Origin of the sequence: Roseicella sp. DB1501 (assembly GCF_013112485.1) — a bacterium.
Lineage (GTDB): Bacteria > Pseudomonadota > Alphaproteobacteria > Acetobacterales > Acetobacteraceae > Paracraurococcus.
On the sequence record NZ_JABFHG010000003.1, the window covers coordinates 168868 to 188032 of the forward strand.

At 74.0% G+C, this 19165-nt stretch carries 18 protein-coding genes; 8 read left to right on the plus strand and 10 right to left on the minus strand.

Annotated features, from left to right (window positions below; translation table 11 throughout):
• The first annotated feature begins 160 nt into the window (after positions 1–160).
• Both HJG45_RS07075 and HJG45_RS07080 read left to right on the plus strand, forming a co-directional pair.
• On the plus strand, positions 161–817 hold the full coding sequence (locus HJG45_RS07075) for a nucleoside phosphorylase (RefSeq protein WP_171611403.1): 657 nt from the start codon (positions 161–163) through the stop codon (positions 815–817).
• Positions 818–923: 106 nt separating this feature from the next.
• Positions 924–2147 carry an MFS transporter gene (locus HJG45_RS07080; protein WP_171611404.1) on the plus strand — a complete coding sequence of 408 codons (1224 nt, stop codon included), beginning with the start codon at positions 924–926 and terminating at the stop codon, positions 2145–2147.
• A gap of 70 nt (positions 2148–2217) precedes the next feature.
• Here HJG45_RS07080 and HJG45_RS07085 read toward each other — a convergent pair whose 3' ends face one another.
• Positions 2218–3435 carry a cytochrome P450 gene (locus HJG45_RS07085; RefSeq protein ID WP_171611405.1) on the minus strand — a complete coding sequence of 406 codons (1218 nt, stop codon included), beginning with the start codon at positions 3433–3435 and terminating at the stop codon, positions 2218–2220.
• A gap of 3 nt (positions 3436–3438) precedes the next feature.
• Positions 3439–3780 (minus strand): hypothetical protein, encoded by a 342-nt coding sequence (locus tag HJG45_RS07090; RefSeq protein WP_171611406.1) that lies wholly within the window; start codon positions 3778–3780, stop codon positions 3439–3441.
• 112 nt (positions 3781–3892) lie between these two features.
• Here HJG45_RS07090 and HJG45_RS07095 point away from each other — a divergent pair, with 112 nt between their 5' ends.
• Complete coding sequence (locus tag HJG45_RS07095; RefSeq protein ID WP_171611407.1) at positions 3893–4249, plus strand: hypothetical protein; 357 nt, start codon at positions 3893–3895, stop codon at positions 4247–4249.
• Positions 4250–4252: 3 nt separating this feature from the next.
• Here the strand turns inward: HJG45_RS07095 and HJG45_RS07100 are convergent, their stop codons facing one another.
• Positions 4253–5668: an acyclic terpene utilization AtuA family protein gene (locus HJG45_RS07100; protein ID WP_171611408.1), complete on the minus strand. Its 1416-nt coding sequence runs from the start codon at positions 5666–5668 to the stop codon at positions 4253–4255.
• A gap of 139 nt (positions 5669–5807) precedes the next feature.
• Positions 5808–6209 (minus strand): protease inhibitor I42 family protein, encoded by a 402-nt coding sequence (locus HJG45_RS07105; protein WP_171611409.1) that lies wholly within the window; start codon positions 6207–6209, stop codon positions 5808–5810.
• A 166-nt stretch (positions 6210–6375) separates the two neighbouring features.
• On the opposite strand from HJG45_RS07105, the gene HJG45_RS07110 reads away from it, so the two are divergent.
• Together HJG45_RS07110 and HJG45_RS07115 are read left to right on the plus strand one after the other, a co-directional pair.
• Complete coding sequence (locus HJG45_RS07110; protein WP_171611410.1) at positions 6376–7596, plus strand: C1 family peptidase; 1221 nt, start codon at positions 6376–6378, stop codon at positions 7594–7596.
• A 286-nt stretch (positions 7597–7882) separates the two neighbouring features.
• The gene (locus tag HJG45_RS07115) at positions 7883–9055 is read left to right on the plus strand and encodes a M20 aminoacylase family protein (protein WP_171611411.1); all 1173 of its coding nucleotides are present in this window, start codon (positions 7883–7885) and stop codon (positions 9053–9055) included.
• Between the two features lie 64 nt (positions 9056–9119).
• Here the strand turns inward: HJG45_RS07115 and HJG45_RS07120 are convergent, their stop codons facing one another.
• The 4 genes from HJG45_RS07120 to glk all read right to left on the minus strand — a co-directional run bounded on the left by HJG45_RS07120 (position 9120) and on the right by glk (position 13170).
• Positions 9120–10058, minus strand: a complete 939-nt coding sequence (locus HJG45_RS07120) for a 3-hydroxyacyl-CoA dehydrogenase family protein (protein WP_171611412.1) — start codon at positions 10056–10058, stop codon at positions 9120–9122.
• Between the two features lie 97 nt (positions 10059–10155).
• Entirely contained in the window at positions 10156–11520 is a 1365-nt protein-coding gene (locus HJG45_RS07125) for an MATE family efflux transporter (RefSeq protein WP_171611413.1), read from the minus strand.
• A complete protein-coding gene (locus HJG45_RS07130) occupies positions 11513–12016 on the minus strand; it encodes a helix-turn-helix domain-containing protein (protein ID WP_171611414.1) in 504 nt (167 codons plus the stop codon). Before HJG45_RS07130 ends, HJG45_RS07125 begins: the two co-directional genes overlap by 8 nt.
• 227 nt (positions 12017–12243) lie before the next feature.
• Positions 12244–13170 carry a glucokinase gene (glk, locus tag HJG45_RS07135; RefSeq protein ID WP_171611415.1) on the minus strand — a complete coding sequence of 309 codons (927 nt, stop codon included), beginning with the start codon at positions 13168–13170 and terminating at the stop codon, positions 12244–12246.
• Between the two features lie 122 nt (positions 13171–13292).
• Here glk and HJG45_RS07140 point away from each other — a divergent pair, with 122 nt between their 5' ends.
• Positions 13293–14402, plus strand: a complete 1110-nt coding sequence (locus tag HJG45_RS07140; RefSeq protein ID WP_171611416.1) for an enolase C-terminal domain-like protein — start codon at positions 13293–13295, stop codon at positions 14400–14402.
• 110 nt (positions 14403–14512) lie between these two features.
• Here HJG45_RS07140 and HJG45_RS07145 read toward each other — a convergent pair whose 3' ends face one another.
• Both HJG45_RS07145 and HJG45_RS07150 read right to left on the minus strand, forming a co-directional pair.
• Entirely contained in the window at positions 14513–15886 is a 1374-nt protein-coding gene (locus tag HJG45_RS07145) for a bifunctional heptose 7-phosphate kinase/heptose 1-phosphate adenyltransferase (RefSeq protein ID WP_368040533.1), read from the minus strand.
• 177 nt (positions 15887–16063) lie between these two features.
• A complete protein-coding gene (locus HJG45_RS07150; RefSeq protein ID WP_171611418.1) occupies positions 16064–16777 on the minus strand; it encodes a metallophosphoesterase family protein in 714 nt (237 codons plus the stop codon).
• A gap of 168 nt (positions 16778–16945) precedes the next feature.
• Between HJG45_RS07150 and HJG45_RS07155 the strand changes: the two genes are divergently transcribed.
• Together HJG45_RS07155 and HJG45_RS07160 are read left to right on the plus strand one after the other, a co-directional pair.
• Positions 16946–17992 carry a hypothetical protein gene (locus tag HJG45_RS07155; protein ID WP_171611419.1) on the plus strand — a complete coding sequence of 349 codons (1047 nt, stop codon included), beginning with the start codon at positions 16946–16948 and terminating at the stop codon, positions 17990–17992.
• Entirely contained in the window at positions 17989–19149 is a 1161-nt protein-coding gene (locus HJG45_RS07160) for a hypothetical protein (RefSeq protein WP_171611420.1), read from the plus strand. The genes HJG45_RS07155 and HJG45_RS07160 overlap by 4 nt, the downstream gene beginning before the upstream one ends.
• Positions 19150–19165 lie beyond the last annotated feature (16 nt).

The window sequence follows — 19165 nt, forward strand, 5'->3', positions numbered from 1 at the left end:
CTTGCTCGGCAAGCCCTGGCACCATGGCGCGGCGGCGGGCGTGGCGCCGGGCCACACTCCGCGGATTGCGGCGACATTGTGAATTTCCGCCTGCCCGGCAACGCGCGTGACCTCTATATACTTTCCAGCAACATCACTTCCCGGAGACGAATTGCCGCCCATGACCCTCTCCTCGATCCTTGCCGTCGTGGGCATGCGGTCCGAGGCGGCGCTGCTGCCGCGCGAGATGCCGGTCATCGTCAGCGGCGGCGATCCGGCGCGGCTGCGCGAATTGCTGCGCGCGGCGCCCGAGGGGCTGGCGGGCGTGCTGAGCTTCGGCATCGCGGGCGGGCTCGACCCGACCCTCACCTGCGGCGACCTCGTCGTCGCCACGCGGGTGCGCGGCGCGGGCGGCGCCTATGCCGCCGATCCGCGCTGGTCGGCGGCGCTGGCGCGGCATTGCGGCGCGCGGCTCGGCATGGTGGCCGGCAGCCCCGCCGTGGTCGGCGAGCCGGCGCGCAAGCGGGTGCTGCGGGCGGCGACCGGCGCCATCGTGGTGGACCTGGAAACCGAGGCGGCGGCCGCCTTCGCTGCCTCCCGCGGGCTGCCCTTCGCGGCGCTGCGGGCGGTGGCGGACACTGCCGAGGAGGTGCTGCCGCGCGCCGCCGCGGTCGGCCTCACCCGCGACGGCCGCCCCGCGGCGGGAAAGGTCGCACTCGCCCTGCTGCGCCAGCCGCAGGAATTGCCGGCGCTGCTGACCGTCGCGCGGCGGAGCCGGGTGGCGTTGCAGGCGCTCGGCGGCGCGCGGGATGCGGTGCGCCAGGCCTGCGCCGCCTGAAGCGGCGGCCGGCCACATTCTGCCATGCGCTGAGGGCGGGAGACGCCGCCCAGCCCCGCATCCGGGGTATCTGCGTCGCCATGGCCGACCGGGTTAGGCTGCCGCCATGTCCTCGGTCCTGACCGCCGCCCCCGCCACCGTCGCCCCGGTCTCTCCGCCCGTCACGCCGGTCGAGCCGTTGCCGCGCATGCCCTGGGCGCTGCTGGCGGCGGCCTGCCTCGGCATGTTCGCCGCCTCCTCCTCAGGCACCACGCGGGCGCCCTTCCTCATCGTCATGGCGCGCGATCTCGGCACCTCGCTGCCGCTTATCGCCAACCTGATGGCGCTGACCTCCATCGCCTGGGGCGCCGCCTCGCTCTGCGCCGGCGCCGGGTCGGACCGCTGGGGCCGGCGGCCCTTCCTGGTCGGCGGGCCGGTAGGGCTCGCCCTCTGCATGGCCGGGGTCTCGACCGCGGAGAGCTATCTGGGGGCCGCCAGCTGGGCGACGCTCGCCGGCGCCTGCGCCGGGGCCTTCACCGGCGTGCTGATGGCCGAGGCCTCGGCCCGCACGGTGGACCGCCAGCGCGGCCGGGCGCTGGGCTGGGTGATGGCCGGGCAGTCGCTGACCTTGCTGGTCGGCGTGCCCATGGCGGCGGCGATCGGCGAGCTGGTCGGCTGGCGCGGCGTCAATCTCTGCGTCGCGGCCCTCGCCCTGCTCGCCGCGCTAGGCCTGTTCCTGACGACGCTGCGGCCGGTGGACGGGCCGCGCGCGGCGGGGCAGCCGGCACCGCGTCTCTCGGCCGCGCTGTCGCCGCGGGTGCTGAACCTGCTCGCCATGGGGGTGGCCGAGCGCATCTGCTACGGGCTGACGGCGGTCTATTTCGCCACCTTCCTGCAATCCACCTATGGCCTCGGCCTCGGGCAGGTAGCGCTGCCGCTGGCGCTCTTCGCGCTCGGCAACATCGCCGGCACCATCCTCGGCGGCCAGCTCGCCGACCGGCTGGGCAACCGCATGCTGACCTTCGCCATCGCCATGGCGGGCTCGGCCTTCGTCGCGCTCGCGCTCTTCGGCTGGACGCCGACGCTCGAGGCCAGCGTGGCGCTCGGCTTCGCCTATGTCCTCGTCAACGCCATCGCCCGGCCGAGCCTGATGGCGGCGCTGGCCAATGTGCCGGACGAGGTGCGGGGCACGGTGCTCGGGCTCAACGTCACCTCGGCGAGCTTCGGCTGGCTCGGCGCCGCCTCGCTCGGCGGCTGGATGATGGCGGAGTTCGGCTTCGCCGGCTTCGGCCCGCTCGCCGCCGGGGTCGCCCTGTTCGGCGCCGCGCTGGCGGTGATCGGGCGGCGCTGACGGCAGCCGGCAGGGACGCGACGGCCCGGGCAAGCCGGAGGTTCGCGTCCGGCGCCCGAGGGCCAACAGGTCAGCCCAGCCGCACCGGCAGGTGCAGGAAGCCGCGGAAGCGGGCCCGGCCGCCGCGCACCGGCGGCGCGGCGGGCGCATAGCGGGGAAAGCGGGCGAGGAAGCGGCCGATCGCCACCCGTCCCTCCAGCCGCGCCAGGGCGAGGCCGGCGCATTGATGCGGGCCGGCGGCGAAGGCGAGGTGGCGGTTCGGGCTGCGGGCGACATCGAAGCGCTCGGGATCGGCGACATGCGCCGGGTCGCGGTTGGCCGCGCCGATGCAGAGGGTGACGAGCGTGCCGCGCGTCACCGCGACGCCGCCGATCTCGCAATCCGCCGCGACGCCGCGATTGCCGAGCTGGTTCGAGCTCTCGAAGCGCAGCACCTCCTCGACCGCGCTGCCGATCAGCCCGGGCTCGGCCAGCAGCCGGGCCTTCTCGGCCGGGAAGCGCAGCAGCGCCTCGAGCCCGTTGCCGATCAGGTTGGTGGTGGTCTCGTGCCCGGCATTGAGGAGGAAGATGCAATTGTGCAGCAGCTCCGCCTCACTCAGCCGCTCGCCATCCGCCTCGCCGCCGATCAGCCGGGTGAGCACATCGGTTGCCGGATCGCCCGGCGCCGCCCGCCGGCGCGCGACCAGGCCGCGGAGGTAGGCGAGGAAGGCGGTGACGGCGGCATTGCCGCGCGCCGCGGCCTCCGGCGTCAGCACCGGCTCCAGCGCGCCGAGGATGGCCAGCGACCAGCCGCGCAGCGGCCCGCGCTCCTCCGGCGGCACGCCGAGCAGGGTGCCGATCACCTCGATCGGGATCGCCGCCGCGTAATCCTCGATCAGGTCCGCCTCGCCGCGGCGCGCCATGGCATCCAGCAGGCGATCGACCAGGGCGATGAGGGCGGGCTCCATCCCGGCGATGGCGCGCGGCGTGAGCGCGCCGGTGATCAGCCGCCGGACGCGGCCGTGCAGCGGCGCGTCGTTGAAGACGAGGCTGGTCGTGTGGTGCTCGTAGAGCGGCGTCGCACCGTATTTCGGGGCGAATTCGGCGTGCTTGTCGGAGGTGAAGGTCCGCGTGTCGCGATAGACCCGGTCGAGATCGGTCCAGCGGGTGAGGAAGAGCGAGCCGTCGGGCATGCGCCGCACCGGCCACCGCTCCCGCAGCAGCCGGTAGACCGGGTAGGGGTCCTCGTAGAAGGCGGGCGGCAGCGCGCGCAGGTCGAAGCCCGCCGCCATCGCCTCCGGCGTGGCCATGGCTCAGCCCGGCGCCAGCTCGCGCGGCACGGCGACGGTCAGCGACAGCAGGCGGAAGGAGTTGGTCTTGCCGTGGCCGTCGAGGTTGAGGCTGCCATTCACCCCGCCTTCCAGCACGTCGTCGACGACGAAGTTGAAGGCCTGCAGCCGCGGCAGGTCGTAGCGCGTCACCCGCGTTGCGCCGCGGTGCCGGAACAGCTCCAGCACCCGCGCCTCCGTCACCTGCTCGGCCAGCAGCGGCCAGAGCCGCGGGTCGTAGGGCATCAGCGAGAGGTTGCAGCGGTTGCCCTTGTCCCCGGCCCGGCTATGCGCGACCGCGTGCAGCGGCAGCTCGATCCTGTCCATGCGCCCCTCTTGTGGAACCATTCACATGAAACTAAGTTAATCTTCGTGTAAGGCAAACGACAGGTGCGGCATCGGGCCGCGCCACCTGCCTGCAGGAGATCGGATCCTACCCATGTTCATGCGACGCCTGCCCCTTCCGGCCCTCGCCCTGGCTGCCCTGTTCGGCGGCGCGACGGTGCCGCTCGCGGCAGACGCCTATCCGCGGCTCTCGGGCGGCGATGACGACCAGCAGGTCACCTATGGCGGCATGCCGGGCGATACCATCGTCGGCGGCGCCGTCGCCGGCATCGAGGGCGGTGGCCGCAAGCAGACCGGCTATACGGCCGCGCCCGGCGGCCAAGCCCGCGAGGGCCGCATCGGCGTGCTGCTCGGCGGCGGCCCGGATGCCGTCGTGCGCTATCTCGATGGCCAGCCGCATCGCTGGGCCGGCACCCCGGCCGATATCGACGAGCGCGGCCATGGCGGCTGAGGCCTAAACGGCCCGGGAGGTGGCGCCCGCCACCTCCTGTCCCGCCATCTCGCGCGCCGCGCGGGTGACCACCCGCGTCGGCACGCGCTCGCGCAGCACCAGATAGCTGCGCGTCAGGATGCGGGGCGTCACCCGCCAGCGGGCGCCGCCCGTCCCGGCGGTGCCGCAGCAGAGCAACGCCAGCACCTCCCGCGAGGCCTGGTCCACCGCATCCCGGTCATTGCCTTCCGCGGCGAGGCGGATGCGTACCTCCGGCGGCTCCGGCCCCCGATATGCCCGCCACAGCGCGCCATCGTCGCTGTCATGCACTGAGGCGACGCCGATGAGATCGACGCGCACCCGGACCGGCAGGCCACGCATCTCCATCCGCCGCAGCAGCACATCCGCCGTCGCCCGCGCCCGCGCCAGCGCGTTCGGCCCGGCGACCGAGACCTCGCCCTCGCCGAGCCAGGTGCCCTCGAAGCAGGCGGTCACCTTCAGCGTGTCCGGCGCCGGATGCCCGGCGAGGCCATGCACCGCGACGCGGTCCTTTCCCACCTGCTCCACCGAGCAGCCGGAGATGTCGAGCACCACGTCGGGCGTGATGTAGCGCGAGGGATCGTGCAACTCGTAGAGAAGCTGCTCCTTCACCGTGCGCAGGTCGACGATCCCGCCGGTATCCTCGGGCTTGGTGATGACCAGCCCGCCCTCCGCCGTCACCTCGGCGATCGGGAAGCCGATGTTCCAGGGATCAGGGATGTCCTTGCAGCCGGGGTCCCAGAAGACGCCGCCGGTCACCTGGCTGCCGCATTCCAGCAGATGCCCGCAGGCGGCGCCGAGGGCGAGCTTCTCCCAGTCCTCGAAGGACCAGCCGAAATGGTGGACCAGCGGCGCGATGGCGAGCGCCGGGTCCGAGGTGCGGCCGGCCACCACCACATCGGCGCCCTGCCGCAGCGCCTCCACCAGTGGCCCGGCGCCGATATAGGCATTGGCCGAGACCAGTCGCGCCGACTTCATGTCGAGGCTGTCATCGGCCTCGTGCACCGGCAGCTGGTCGAGCGCGATGGAGGCGGTGACGTCGTCGCCGGTGACCACCGCGATGCGGCAGTCCGGCAGGCCGAGCCGCAGCGCCAGCCGCGCCACCAGCCGCCCGGCGGCCGCCGGGTTGGCAGCACCGAAATTGCCGAGGATCGGGATGCGGTGCGCCACGCAATCGGCGAGGATCGGCTCCAGCAGCCGCTCCAGCATCGGCTCGTAGCCGAGCTCCGGGTCGCGCCGCCGCTCGAGCTGGGCCAGCGCCACGGTGCGCTCGCCGAGCGTCTCGAAGAACATCGCCGCCGGCAGGCCGCGGGCGATCAGGCTGCGCACGACCGGGATCGGCGCATCGACGCGGTCGCCGGAAAAGCCGCCGCCATTGCCGACGAGGAAGGTGTTGCTCATGGGCGTGTCCGGGTCCTCCGCCGCGAATGGGGTCCTGCCGCGCCGAGCGGGCGCCGGCGGCCATCGTCCCGGCCATCATCCCCTTCGCCTGCCCGCCGGGCAACGCCCCGGGGTAATGCCTTGGGGCGACGCCGCGGCTTCAGGGCGTGATCTCGACCCGGAGGCGGAAGCGTCGCGCCGGCGCCGCCGGCTCCCAGGGCCGGCGATAGGCGAGAAGCAGCGTCTCGCTGCCGGCGCCCGTCGCGGTGAAGTCGAAGACCTGCGTCTCGGTTCCGCCCGGCCGCAGGCCCTCCGGCGACTCGACCCGCTGGCCGTCCAGCCGCAGCAGCCCGGGTGACGGATCGGGCGCCCAGGAATAGCCGGTGCCGAGCTGGGCCGGCAGGCGGAGCTGCAACTGGCCACCGACCCGGAGCGCGACGGTTGCGCCGTCCTGGTCGGGCGAGACGACGACCATCTGGGACGCCTCCTGCGTCGCGGCCTGGCATCCCGCGGCCCCCAGGGCCGCCGCGACGGTGTGCAGCAGCACAGCGCGCCTTTCCATGTCTCGTTACTCCTGTCCGGCCGGCCAGGCCGAAGGGTCGCCAATGGCGGCTTTCCGTCAGGGGGGCGCCCATCCTCGGCTGTCCGGGCCGGTGATTCCAGCATGTGTCCCGCCCGCGGCGTGAGGGGCCGCGGATCGGCGGACCATGCCAGGAGGAGGACACTGCATGCAGAACGGTACGGTCCGAAACCCAGTCCGGATTGGCATCGCGGGCCTCTGCGCCGCGATCCTCGGCCTCGCGGGGGCGCGCGGCCAGCCCGCCTCTCCCGCCACGACGCAGGCGATCGCGCCGGCCGAGGTGCGCCGCATCCTGTCCTTCTCGCCCCAGGACGCGGTGGCGCGCGAGCAGGCGCTCTCGCCGGAGATCCGGGACAGGCTGGCCAGCATCCGCGCCCAGGTGGAGCAGCAGGGCGGCCGCTTCAGCGTCGGCTATACGCCGGCCCTCGAATTGCCGCTCGAAGTGCTCGCCGGCACCCGCATCCCGCGGTCGCAGCCGGGGATCGCGGCGACGGTCAACCGGCGCGCGGCGGCGCTCCGGAGCATCGACGTCGAGAGCGCGCGCCTCGGGCGGGTCGACCTCTCGAAGCTGCTGGCCGCCTGCTCGCCGCGGGCCGCGGCCTTCGACTGGCGGCGGAGCGGCAAGGTGACGCCGGTGAAGGCGCAGAGCTGCGGCACCTGCTGGGACTTCACCGCCATGGGTGCCTATGAGGGCAGCTACGCCATCCGCAACGGCGCGCAGATCGACACCTCCGAGCAGCACATCCTGAACTGCGCCGGCGCCGGCACCTGCGCGGGCGGCTGGTGGATGCCGGTCTATGACTACATGCTGACGCATGGCGCGGCCCATGAGCAGAGCGCGCCCTTCACCGGCGATGACCACCAGGCCTGCCCGGGCAGCATCGCCACTCCCTTCCGGGCGGCGAGCTGGGGTTTCGTCGCCAATGATGTCGGCACCATCCCGACGGTGCAGGCGATCAAGCAGGCGCTGTGCGCGCATGGGCCGCTCGCCACCGCGCTGCAGGCGACGCCGGCCTTCCAGGCCTATGACAGCACCGATGCGGTGTTCGACGAGAGCAGCCAGCATTTCGACTGGATCAACCACGGCGTCGTCATCATCGGCTGGGACGATGCGAAGCGCGCCTGGCTGATCAAGAATTCCTGGGGGCCTGCCTGGGGCGGGACCGGCGGCTTCGGCACCGAACGGGGCTATGCCTGGGTCGCGTGGAATTCCAACAACATCGGCATCGCCACGGCCTGGGTGGATGCGGTCAGCACCCGCTTCGCATTGCGGCCCGAGTGGTTGCAGAAGATGAAGCAGCTCGACCTGAAGGTGCAGCCTCTGCCGCGCCCGGAGCCGCCGAACCCGATCCTGCGGCCCAACGGCTAGAGCGTGATCGCCTGAGGCGGACTCACCGAAAAGCGTGAATCACGCGCTCAAACAACGGCCTGGACCATGGTCCAGGAATGGGTCGCAACCGGCCGGGAATGGCCGGCAGGGGGAGGCCCCGATACGGTTGCGCATCGGGGCCATCGCCATGCGCCGAGGTTGCCGTCCTGGCGAAGCGCCGCCCGACCGGGGTCCGGTCCCGGGGAGCGCCGGCGAAGCTGATCGCGCCATGGCAGACCCGGCCCATGCCGGGCGCTACACTGGCCTGCCGACCCGGAGGGTTCCCATGCCCGTCATCAACCGCATCGCCGCCCTCGCGCCCGAGATGACCGAATGGCGCCAGGACTTCCACGCCCATCCCGAGCTCGGCTTCGAGGAGCGGCGGACCAGCGACATCGTCGCGCGCAAGCTCGAATCCTGGGGCATCGAGGTGCATCGCGGCCTCGCCACCACCGGGCTGGTCGGCGTGCTGCGCAACGGCAGCGGCACCCGCAGCATCGGGCTGCGCGCCGACATGGACTGCCTGCCGATGACCGAGCAGAACGACGTCCCGCATCGCTCGACCGTGCCCGGCCGGATGCATGCCTGCGGCCATGACGGGCATACCGCGACCCTGCTCGGCGCCGCCCGCTACCTGGCGGAGACGCGGAATTTCGACGGCACGGTGCATTTCATCTTCCAGCCGGCCGAGGAGGGCGGCGGCGGCGGCCAGGTCATGGTGCAGGAGGGGCTGTTCGAGCGCTTCCCCTGCGATGCCGTCTACGGCATCCACAACGATCCGACCCTGCCGCTCGGTGAGGCGAAGGTGGTGCCGGGCACGGTGCTGGCCGCCTCCGACCGCGTCTCGATCACCATCCGCGGCATCGGCGGCCATGCGGCGCGGCCGCATGTGGCGGTCGACCCGGTGCTGGTCGGCGCGCATGTGCTGGTGGCGCTGCAGGGGCTGGTGTCGCGGCGGACCGATCCGCTGGACAGCGCGGTGCTGAGCATCACCATGTTCCAGGCCGGCAGCGCCATGAACGTCATCCCCGACGCGGCCGAGCTGAAGGGCACCGTCCGCACCCTGCGGCCGGAGACGCGCGACATGATGGAGCGGTTGATCGCCCGCGTCGCCGAGAGCACGGCGGCGGCGCATGAGGCGGAGGCGGAGGTCGTCTACACCCGGCTCTACCCGCCGACGGTGAACCACCCGGAAGAGACCGCCCGCGCCGCCCAGGCGGCGGCGCGGGTGCTGGGGGCGGCGAAGGTGATCGGCGACGCGCCGCCGATCATGGGCGGCGAGGATTTCTCCTTCATGCTGCTCGCCCGCCCCGGCGCCTTCGTCATGATAGGCCAGAAGGAGGCGGATCGCGGCGACGTGCCGGTGCATCACCCGCGCTACGACTTCAACGACGCCATGCTGCCGGTCGGCGCCAGCTACTTCGCCACGCTGGTCGAGCAGGAGCTGCCGCGGGGCTGAAGCATCCTCTGGTCGCGTGATGCACGCCTATCGGCGATGTCGCCGCAAGCGATCACGCGCCCGCTCACCCCTCCCGCCGCAGCAGTTCCAGCGCCGCGAGCAGCATCCGCTCGTAGCGCTCGCGCGCCGCCTTCGCGCTTTCCGGCGTCCACTCCCAGAAGCCCTCGCCGGTCTTGGCGCCGAGCTTCCCCGCCTCGACCAGCCGGGTGATGGTCGGGCCCGGCGTGGCGCGGTTGCAGAGCGAGGGATAGATCGTCGCCTGCGCCGCGAGCTGCGTCTCCAGCCCCGCCAGCTCCTTCTGCAGGATCGGCCCGGCGCCCATGATGCGCATGCCGAAGGTGAAGCGCACCGCCTTGTCCACATCCTCGGGCGAGGCCAGGCCCTCATCCAGCGCGTTGAAGGCCTCGCGCACCATGGCGTGCTGGATGCGGTTGGCGAGGAAGCCCGGCACGTCGCGCGCGACCCGGATCGGCACCCGGCCGAGGCCCGCCATGATCTCCGCCAGCCGCTCGCAGGCGGCGTCCTCGGTATGCTCGCCCTTCACCACCTCGACGCCGGGCACCAGATGCGCCGGCAGGAAGAAGTGCAGGTTGGCCATGCGGTCGCGCGTCGCGCAGCCCTCGGCGATGTCGGTGATGCGGAAGCCGGAGGCGTTGCTGGCCACCGGGATGCCCGCCGGCACCAGCCGGTCGAGCGCGGCGAAGACCTGGCGCTTGAGGTCGAGCCGCTCCGGCACCGCCTCGATCACCGCTTCGGCGTCGTTGAAGCCGACATCCTCCATAGCCGCGACGAGGTCGAGCGCGTCCACCCGCGCCGGCGGCGCGCCGAGCTGCGAGAGCGAGAGGGCGACGCGGTCGAGCCGCGCCGGCCAGCTCGCGCGGTCGGGCTCCACCGCCGTCACCCGCCAGCCCCCGGCCAGGAAGATGGCGGCGATGTCGCAGCCCATCAGGCCGAAGCCGATGATGGCGGCGTGCCGCTGCGGCGGCTCGGGATCCGTTGGCATGGATGGCGTTCCTCCTAGTTCCGGACGCTATAGAGCGTGATCGGCCCGGGGGAAATCGCGGGACATCGCCAGCGGCGGGGTCGCGCCGCCGCCCCGCTCAGCCGGACCAGTTGCCCGGCCGCACCGCCGCCGCGGTGATGGCGCCATAGGCGGTGATGCCGAGCGCGACGGCGAGGAACTGCCCCGGCAGGCCGAGGCCGAGCACATCCGCCAGCAGCCAGCCACCGCCGACCGCGAGCGTGATGCGCGACACCGCCGCCACCACCGGCCAACGCATCCGCCCCGCACCCATGGCGGCGAAGTAGAGCGCCATGCCGACGCCGAAGCCGGGCAGGGCCCAGCCGATGATGGCGAGCGCCTCGGTCGCGATCGCCACCACCGCCGGATCGCCGCTGAAGGCGCGCGCCGTCGCGCCGGGGAAGAGCGCGACGCCGAAGCCGACGCTCGCCGTGACGGCCAGGGCCAGCAGCGCGCCTGACCAGGCGGTGCGCCGCGCCGTTGCCCAGTCGCCGCCGCCGACCGCCCGGCCGACCAGCGCGGTCAGCGCCGAGCCGACGCCGAAGGCGAGCGGCACCATCAGGAATTCCAGCCGCGCCGAGACGCCATAGGCGGCGACCGCGGCGGCGCCATGCGCGGCGATGCGGGCGGTCACCAGGATGGTGGTGAGATTGGCGATGGTCGCCATGACGCAGGCGATCAGCCCGACCGAGAGGATGCGGCCGAAGAGCGCCGCCTGCAGCCGGATGCGCAGCGTCGGGCGGAAGCCGGCGCCGCCGCGCAGCACCACCGCGGCCATGCCGAGCGTCGCCACCGTCATCATCGCCGCGAAGGCGATGCCGGCACCGGCGAGGCCGAACCCGGCCGGCTCCATCAGCGCCCAGGCGAGCGGCGGATAGCCGAGCCAGGCGAGCAGCAGCACGCGCGAGGCCAGCGCATGCCGCCCGCCGCCGCGCAGCACCGAGGCGAGGGTATTGGCCAGCCAGGCCGGGATGGCGCCGAGGCCGAAGAGCCAGGCGCAATAGGCCGCCGCCGCCTCGGCCGCCTCCGGCCCGCCGATCAGGCCGAGGATCTCGCGCGGGAAGCCGGCCAGCAGCACGGCATAGGCGAGGCCGAAGCCGAGGGCGATGACCACGGCGTGCAGCACTAGCGCCGAGGCCTCCTCCCGCCGCTGCGCCCCGAGGGCCCGGGCGATGGCCGAGACCACGCCGCCGCCCATCGCCCCCGTCGACATCTGCTGCAGCAGCAGGGCGAAGGGCAGCACCACCGCCCAGCCGGCCAGCGCCGCGGTGCCCTGCCGCGCGGCCAGCCAGGGCTCGAAGAGTTGGCAGAGCGACTGCACCGCGGCGACCAGCGTGGTCGGGGCGGCGAGCTGCAGCACGCGGCGTAGCAGGACGGAGAGGGGCGGCGACGCGGCGGCGGCCGTCGCGGGGGCGGCCGGGGCCGCGATGGCGGCGTCAGCCATGCGCGGCCTCCCCGCCGAAGCGCGCGCGCGTGGCGCGGCCGGCGCCGGGTCCGGGCAGCACGCGGACATCCTCCGGCCGCAGCGCCCGGCCATCGGCGCCGAGCGGTCGGGGCGCCTCGACCGGGCGGCCCGTCGCCGCTTCCTGCAGCAGCACCAGCGGCCCCTCCGGCCCGGTCATCCAGCGATCCGCCCAGGCCTTCAGCGCGACATAGACGGGGAAGAAGTCGCGGCCCCTCTCGGTGAGGCGGTATTCGTGCCGGGCGCCGGGGCTCTTCGGATCGCCGAGCGGCACCCGCTCCAGCAGCCCGTGCTCGGTCAGGTCGCGCAGCCGGGCGGCGAGGATGTTGGGGGCGATGCCGAGATGCCGCTCGAAGGCATCGAAGCGCGTGGTGCCGTAGAAGGCCTCGCGCAGGACCAGCATGGCCCAGCGCTCCCCGAGCACCGCCATGGAGCGGGCGACGGGGCAGCGCATCCGCAGGAAATCGGTGCGGCTCATGGACGGGCTTCCTCTTGGCTTGCGTCATGCAAGCATCAAAGCTTGCGACTTGCAAGCTGCTTCCCCGCCGCAAGCCAACCGTCCGTCTCTCCCCCTCAAGCGCCTGCTGGAACCGTCGCCACCCGTTGCCCTGCCGCGGCTTCGCCGCGGCGGGCTGTGACGGATCAAGGGTCAGGAGCGAATGGCGGGGCCCCCGCGACGGCGCGTAGCGACGTCGTGGGGAGCTGTCAGTCCTGCCGGGCGAGCGCGGCGAGCCCGACCATCGCCGCATCCGGGCGCATGATGATCCAGGCGGGGATCGGCTCCAGCCAGCCGCAGAAGCGACCCTTCGCCTCGAAGCGCTGGCGGAAGCGCGAGGCGGCGATGAATTCCGGGAAGCGCGGGCAGATGCCGCCGCCGACATAGACGCCGCCGCGCGCGCCGTAGAGCAGCGCCAGGTCGCCGGCGACGCCGCCGAGCGCGGCGCAGAAGATCTCGAGCGCCTCGCGGCAGACCGGGCACTCGCCCGCCAGCGCCCGGGCGGTGATCGCCGCCGCCTCGAGTTCCGGGCCGCCGCCGCCATCGAGCGCGACCAGCGCCGCATGGATGTTCTCGATCCCCTGGCCGGAGAGCAGCCGCTCCGCCGAGACATGGCCGAAGCGGCCGCGCAGCCACTCGATCACCGCCGCCTCGCGCGGGTCGTGCGCGGCGATGCTGGAATGGCCGCCCTCGGTCACCAGCACCCGGTCCGGCGGCAGGAAGGCGCCGACGCCGAGCCCGGTGCCGGGGCCGAGCACCGCGAGTGGCGCCCCCGGTTCGGCCTGCGCGCCGCCGAGCGGGAAGAGGTCCTCCCCCGCCAGGTCCGGCAGCGAGGCGGACAGCGCCGCGAAGTCGTTCACCACCCGAACGCGGGGGATGCCGAGGGCCGCGGCGATCTCCGCCCCGTCGACCACCCAGCCGCGATTGGTCAGCGTGACCCGGTTGTCCTGGACCGGGCCGGCCACGGCGAAGACCGCCGCCACCGGCCGCGGCCGGTCGATGAGATAGCCGGCGGCCGCCTCGGCGATGCTGTCGACCTCGTCCAGCGCCAGCCGCAGCGGCGGGGTGTAGGTCCGGCCGTCGAACAGCGCGAAGCGGGCATTGGTGCCGCCGATATCGGCGATGAGCGTGTTCATGCGCCCTTTCTACCGTGCCTGGGGAGCCGAGGCGACGATCCCGCGCGGTGGCGCGCCGGGCACGGTGCCACTACCGTCGCCGCAAGGCCCCCAAAGGGAAGGCCAGCAGGAGGAACGCCGCCATGAGGATCGACCGGGTCTCGCTCACCCTCTTCGCCTGGGACGGCATCCCGCCGACCCGCTACCACGCCGCCTCGCGCATGGAGACGGGCTCCTCCGCCCTCGGCCTGCTCAGCATCGGCACCGATGCCGGGCTGACCGGCCATGCCTTCCTCGGCTCGGCGACGCATACGGCGGCGAATGACGGGCCGGGTCTGATCCGTTTCCTCAAGCCGCTGCTCATGGGCCGCGACCCGCTGGAGCGCGAGGCGATCAACGCGAAGCTCTGGCCCTTCTCGCGCCTGGTCTCGGTGCGCTCCATCGGCGCGGTGGACGTCGCGCTCTGGGACCTGGCGGGGAAGGCGGCGGGGATGCCGATCCACCGGCTGCTCGGCACCTGCCGCCACGCCATCCCGGCCTATGCCAGCTCGCAGGTGCTGGACGGCGCCGAGGCCTATGCCGAGGAGGCGGTCGCCTTCCGCGAGGCCGGCTGGGCCGCCTACAAGATCCACCCGCCGCAGCACCCCGCCACCGACATCAAGGTCTGCGAGGCGGCGCGCCGCGCCGTCGGCGACGACTTCCCGCTGATGCTCGATTCCACCTGGTCCTACGACTTCCCGGCCGCGCTGCGGGTCGGCCGCGCCATCGAGCGGCTCGGCTTCCTCTGGTACGAGGACCCGCTGCACGACCAGGACATCACCAACTACGTCAAGCTGCGGCAGAAGCTCGATATCCCGATCATGGCGACGGAATACCCGGCCGCCGGGCTGGAGAGCTACGCGCCCTGGATCATGCTGCAGGCGACCGACTATCTGCGCGGCGACGTCGCGGTGAAGGGCGGCATCACCACGCTGCTGAAGACCGCGCATCTCGCTGAGGCCTTCCGTATGACCTACGAGATCCACCACGGCGGCAACAGCCTGAACAACCTGGCGAACCTGCATGTCGCCTGCGCCATCCGCAACACCACCTATTTCGAGGTGCTGCTGCCCGACGGCGCGCATAAATACGGGCTTGCGCAGGAAATCGAGGTAGGGCGCGACGGGATGGTGCAGGCGCCGCAGGGCCCCGGCCTCGGCGCCGAGATCGATTTCGACCTCATCGCGCGGAAGACGGTGGTGGTGCTGGATTAGGGCGTGATCGCTTGAGGTGGACTCACCGAAAGGCGTGACTCACGCGATCAAGCAACGGCCTGGACCATGATCCGCGACCCTGTGTGAGCGGATCATGGTCCAGTGCCGGATTAAGCCGCGGTCGGCGCCGCGACCTCGGGCGTGGCGTTGCGCACCGTGCCGCCCCATTCCTGCACCACTTCGCCGCCCGGCTGGCTGAAGGCGTTGCTGCCCGGGGCCTGCACCAGCACGTCCGGGCGCAGCAGGCGGATCAGCTCCAGCGGCGTCTCGGCCCCGAAGCGGGCGATCAGGTCGGCGCCCGGCAGCTCCGCCAGCGCCGCCGCCGCGGGATCGGCATCGCCGAGCGCCACCACCAGCCGATCGCACCAGCTCCGCGCCCCGGTCACCAGCTCGGCCGCCCCCTCCGCCCCGCGGCAGACCAGGAAGCCAACGCGGCAACCGGCGCGGCGCCAGCGCTCCACCCGCTCCGCCGCCTCGGAGCGCGTCACCAGCTTGCGCGTGGCGAGGCGGCCGGGGGTCAGCACCTCGAGGAACTCGTCCTCCCGCACCACGGTGATGCCGGTCTTGCCGAGCACGATGCCGGCCGCCAGCGCGCCGAGGCGGGCGATGACCGGCATCGGCAGCCCGGCGGCGAGGCCGGCCGCGGCCACCGCCACCACGGCATCGCCGGCGCCGGACGGATCGACCAGCTCCGCCACGTCGCTCGGCATGTGCTGGACGGTCTCGCCCTCGGCCTCGCCCTCGATCAGCGTCACGCCCTGCTCGCCGCGCTGGACCATGACCGCGCCGAAGCCGTGCGTGCGGCGCAGCGCGGCGGCGGCGGCGGCGATCTCCGCCTCGGTGGCGGTGGGCAGGCCGGTCGCCTCGGCCAACTCCTCGATATCGGGCATGATGAGGTCGGCGCCGGCATAGCGCGCATGGTCGCCGCCCTTCGGATCGACCAGCACCCGCCGCCCGGCGGTGCGCGCCGCGGCGATGAGGCGCGTGGGCGTGTCGCCGGCGAGCACGCCCTTGCGGTAGTCGGAGAGCACCATCACCGCGGTCGCCGCGACCGCGTCGCCGGCGATGCGCACCAGCCGGTCGGCGAGGCGCTGGTGGATGGCCGCGGTCTGCTCGTGATCGGCGCGCAGCAACTGCTGGCCGGTGGCGACGAAGCGGGTCTTGGTCGTGGTGGCGCGGCCGCCCTGCACCAGCAGCCAGGGCTCGACGCCCGGCTGACCGCCGATCAGCCCGGTGAGGTCGCTGCCGGCCTGGTCGTCGCCCACCACCGAGACGAAGGCGACGGCGGCGCCGAGCGCGGTCAGGTTCCGCACGACATTGCCGGCGCCGCCGGGCAGCGCCACCTCGCGTTCCACCGACAGAACCGGAACGGGTGCCTCACGGCTCACCCGCTCGACCCGGCCATAGACGTAGCGGTCGAGCATGGCGTCGCCGACCACCAGGACGGTGCCGCGCTTCAGCTGGCGGACGGCATCGGACAGCACGGCGGGCAACGGACCAGGTGGGCCGGGGCGGGGGGCGGGCGCGGGTCCGTGCATCTCTCTGCGGTAGCGCAGTCGCGGGTCAAGGTGCAAGGCACGGGACCTCGATTCGAAGCGGCAGAGCCTGCCGGCAAAATTGTTGCGCAGGGCTGACCGTGCCGGCTGCCGACCGATGCCGGCTCAGCCGACCAGGAAACGCAGCCGCTGCCCCTCCAGCACCAGGCAGGTGAGCATACCCCCGAAGCAGGCGCCGGTGTCGATGCCGATGCGGTGCGACCGGATGACCGGCGCCGGCGCCGGGGTGTGCCCGTGCACCACGATCTGCGGCAGGTCGCCGTCGAAGGAGAGGAAGGGCTCGCGGATCCAGATCAGGTCGAAGGGGTCCTGGCGGTCGAGCGCGACCTCCGGCCGGATGCCGGCATGGACGAAGAGATAGTCGCCCGCCGCCCAGCGCAGCGGGCAGCGATGCAGCAGCGCCAGATGCGCGGGCGGGATGGCGGCGCGGAAATCCGGGTCCGTGGCCGAGGTGCCGTAGCTGGCCAGCGTCGCCGCGCCGCCATTCTCCAGCCAGTAGGGCAGCGCATCGGCCGGCGCCCGCGGGTCGCAGGCCTCGCGCATCATGGCCTCGTGGTTGCCGAGCAGCGTCACCATCTCGGCGCCCGGCACGGGGGCGGGCGCCAGCAGCCGCTGCAGCACGCCGGCGCTGTCCGCGCCGCGGTCCACGTAGTCGCCGAGATGGACGATCACCACCGTGTCCGCCGGACGGTCGCGGGCATCGCGGGCGATCTCGGCATGCAGCCCCGCCAACCGGTCGGCGCAGCCGTGCACGTCGCCGATCGCATAGATGCGGAGCCCGGGGCGCAGGGCGCCGGGCGCTATCGCGTCCTTAACCATCCGGCGCGACCTTAGAGCGCATTCGCCCCGACCGGAACGGTGGAATGCGCTCTATCTCGTTGTTCGCAGAGCAGTTTCATGCTGCCGGGCGCGATCGTCTGATCGGATGACGATCACTGAAAACAGGAATTGGGTCCCCCGCCGCGCCGCATCGCGCAAGGACTGCGCATGACCATGACCATGACCGCTGGCGGCACCGGCATCGCCCTCGCCGCCCTCCCGCCCGCCGGCCTGCTGGGCCTGCGCCAGGTCCCGACGCTGCATGCCGCCGTCCTGGCCGCCCTGCCGGCGGCGCAGGGGCGGGCGGCGCTGCTGCTGCCGGACCATCCGCGACTCCGCGCCGGCCTGCCCCGCCGCCGCATGGCCGAGGCGATCCTGCGGGATGCCGCGGCGATGGGCGGCGGCGGCCTGCTGCGCGCGGCGGGCGGCACGCTGCTGCTCGGCGTCTCGGAGGCGACCGGCCGCCGGGCGGCGGCGGCGCTCGGCACGCTGCTCGGCGCGGAGGCGCCGCTGCCGGTCTGGCGGCTACCGCGCGATGCCGATGCGGTGCTGGCCTGGGCGGCGGCCGAGGTTCCGGCGCCGGATCTCCTGCCCCCGCCGGTGCCCCCCTCTCCCGCATCGTTGCATGCGGCGCTGGAGGCGCTGTCCGCCGAGGCGGTGCTGCGGGCCGAGACGATCCGGGATGCCGCCGGCGAGCGGCATGGCCAGCGCCTGCGCCTGTCCCGCCGCAGCCTGGCCGCGGCGATCGGCCCGCTCGCCGCGGATCCCGACCTGCTGGCGCAGGCGATGGAGCGGATGGCGGCGCGGCTGCGCCCCGGCCTCGCCGCCTGGGCCTGCGACCTGCCCGGCCTGCGGCTGGTGCCGTTGGCGCGGGATGCGCTGCCGGTGCCGGCGCTGCGGCCCGGCGCCGTCGGGGTGCTGCCGCTCGCCGCTGCGGCCGGGCCGGATTTCACCGGCTTCCAGGCCCGTCTCGCGGAGCGCGGCTGGGCGGTGGCGCTGGAGGGGCTGGAGGCGGCGACGCTCGCCCTGGTCGACCCCGCGGCGCTGCCGGCGGCGCACCTGCTGTTGCGCTGGTCGCCGGCGCTGGCGGCGCCCGAGCTGACGGAGCGGCTGCGGGCGATCGGCCCGGCGCGGCTGATGCTCGAGGCCGGGGCCGATCCCGCGGCGCTGGCCTTCGCCCGCGCCGGCGGCCTGCTGCGGACGGGCGCGGCATGACGGCGCTGCGGCCCGCCCCATCCAGGCCGGCCGCCGAGGCGCGGAGCGCGGCCGATGCGCTGGCGCTGGCGCAGCTCGTGCGCGAGGCCGTCGCCGCCGAGGTGCCGCGCCAGGCGCTGCATCTTCGCCTCTCGCGCCTGGCGCCGACGCTGCGGCGCGGCCATCACCACCGGCTGCTGCGGGAGGCGTTGGAGCCGGCGCTGCGGCCCCTGCGCAGCCGGCTCTTCGAACTGCCGAATGGCGACCTCGTCGCCATCGCCCCGCCGGGCGGCCGGCATCTGCGCGATGCCGAGGCGGTGCTGGCGGTGGTGCTGGGCGAGGACATGCTGGCCGATAGCGGGCTGCACGCCCTGCTCGACCTGCCGCGCGACGCGGCGGCGCTGCTCGCGGCGGTCGAGGCCGCGCTCGGGCCGCCGCCGGCGGCGCCGCTGCCGGCCCTGCCGCCGGCGGATTTCACGCCGGGCGACCTCGCCTCGCTCGAGCAGGTGCTGCACGCCGCCAGCCTGGCGCGGTTCCTGCGCCCAAGGCCGGTCTGCCGCCTCGACCGCGGCGCCGAGGCGCCGGAGCCTGCCTGGGAGGAGTGGCGTCTCGCCTGGCCGGAATTGCGCGCGGTGATCGCGCCGGAGGCCGATCCGGCGGCGGCGCCCTGGCTCGCCCGCCGGCTGCGGCGGCTGCTGGACCGGCGGCTGCTGGCCGAGCTTATGCGGCCTGGGGAGAGGCCCGGCGGGGCGGGGCCGGGCCCGCTCGGCCTTTGTCTCGCGGCGCGGACGCTGGGGGAGGCGGAGTTCCTCCGCCTCGATGCCCGCCTCGATCCCGCCCTGCGCGCCGCGACGGTGCTGGCGCTGCCGGCCGAGGATGCGCTGGCGGATGCCGAGGGCTTCGCCTTCGCCCGGGATTTCGCCCGCGCCCGCGGCTACCGCCTCGCGCTCGATCTGCCCGATCCGGCGCTGGTGCCGGCATTGCGGCCGGCGCTGTCCCCGGAAGGCGGGGTGGAGCTGCTGCGCCTCGCCTGGTCGCCGGCGCTGGCGGCCCTGGCGCCGGCGCTGCCGCATGGCCGCGTGGTGCTGACCGGCGCTGACCAGGCGGCGGCAATCGGCTGGGGCTGGGAGGCCGGGGTGACCCTGTTCGAGGGCCGGCTGTTGCAGCCGCGGCGCTGAGGCTGGTCAGCATCCG

Excerpts from the sequence above, each read along its gene's own strand:
- HJG45_RS07120 (WP_171611412.1), bottom strand. The coding sequence starts at position 10,058 with ATGCCAACGGATCCCGAGCCGCCGCAGCGGCACGCCGCCATCATCGGC.
- HJG45_RS07090 (WP_171611406.1), bottom strand. The coding sequence starts at position 3,780 with ATGGACAGGATCGAGCTGCCGCTGCACGCGGTCGCGCATAGCCGGGCC.
- HJG45_RS07105 (WP_171611409.1), bottom strand. The coding sequence starts at position 6,209 with ATGGAAAGGCGCGCTGTGCTGCTGCACACCGTCGCGGCGGCCCTGGGG.
- HJG45_RS07125 (WP_171611413.1), bottom strand. The coding sequence starts at position 11,520 with ATGGCTGACGCCGCCATCGCGGCCCCGGCCGCCCCCGCGACGGCCGCC.
- HJG45_RS07155 (WP_171611419.1), top strand. The coding sequence starts at position 16,946 with ATGACCATGACCATGACCGCTGGCGGCACCGGCATCGCCCTCGCCGCC.
- HJG45_RS07075 (WP_171611403.1), top strand. The coding sequence starts at position 161 with ATGACCCTCTCCTCGATCCTTGCCGTCGTGGGCATGCGGTCCGAGGCG.
- HJG45_RS07140 (WP_171611416.1), top strand. The coding sequence starts at position 13,293 with ATGAGGATCGACCGGGTCTCGCTCACCCTCTTCGCCTGGGACGGCATC.
- HJG45_RS07130 (WP_171611414.1), bottom strand. The coding sequence starts at position 12,016 with ATGAGCCGCACCGATTTCCTGCGGATGCGCTGCCCCGTCGCCCGCTCC.
- HJG45_RS07115 (WP_171611411.1), top strand. The coding sequence starts at position 7,883 with ATGCCCGTCATCAACCGCATCGCCGCCCTCGCGCCCGAGATGACCGAA.
- HJG45_RS07085 (WP_171611405.1), bottom strand. The coding sequence starts at position 3,435 with ATGGCCACGCCGGAGGCGATGGCGGCGGGCTTCGACCTGCGCGCGCTG.
- HJG45_RS07095 (WP_171611407.1), top strand. The coding sequence starts at position 3,893 with ATGTTCATGCGACGCCTGCCCCTTCCGGCCCTCGCCCTGGCTGCCCTG.
- HJG45_RS07160 (WP_171611420.1), top strand. The coding sequence starts at position 17,989 with ATGACGGCGCTGCGGCCCGCCCCATCCAGGCCGGCCGCCGAGGCGCGG.
- HJG45_RS07080 (WP_171611404.1), top strand. The coding sequence starts at position 924 with ATGTCCTCGGTCCTGACCGCCGCCCCCGCCACCGTCGCCCCGGTCTCT.
- HJG45_RS07110 (WP_171611410.1), top strand. The coding sequence starts at position 6,376 with ATGCAGAACGGTACGGTCCGAAACCCAGTCCGGATTGGCATCGCGGGC.
- glk (WP_171611415.1), bottom strand. The coding sequence starts at position 13,170 with ATGAACACGCTCATCGCCGATATCGGCGGCACCAATGCCCGCTTCGCG.
- HJG45_RS07150 (WP_171611418.1), bottom strand. The coding sequence starts at position 16,777 with ATGGTTAAGGACGCGATAGCGCCCGGCGCCCTGCGCCCCGGGCTCCGC.
- HJG45_RS07100 (WP_171611408.1), bottom strand. The coding sequence starts at position 5,668 with ATGAGCAACACCTTCCTCGTCGGCAATGGCGGCGGCTTTTCCGGCGAC.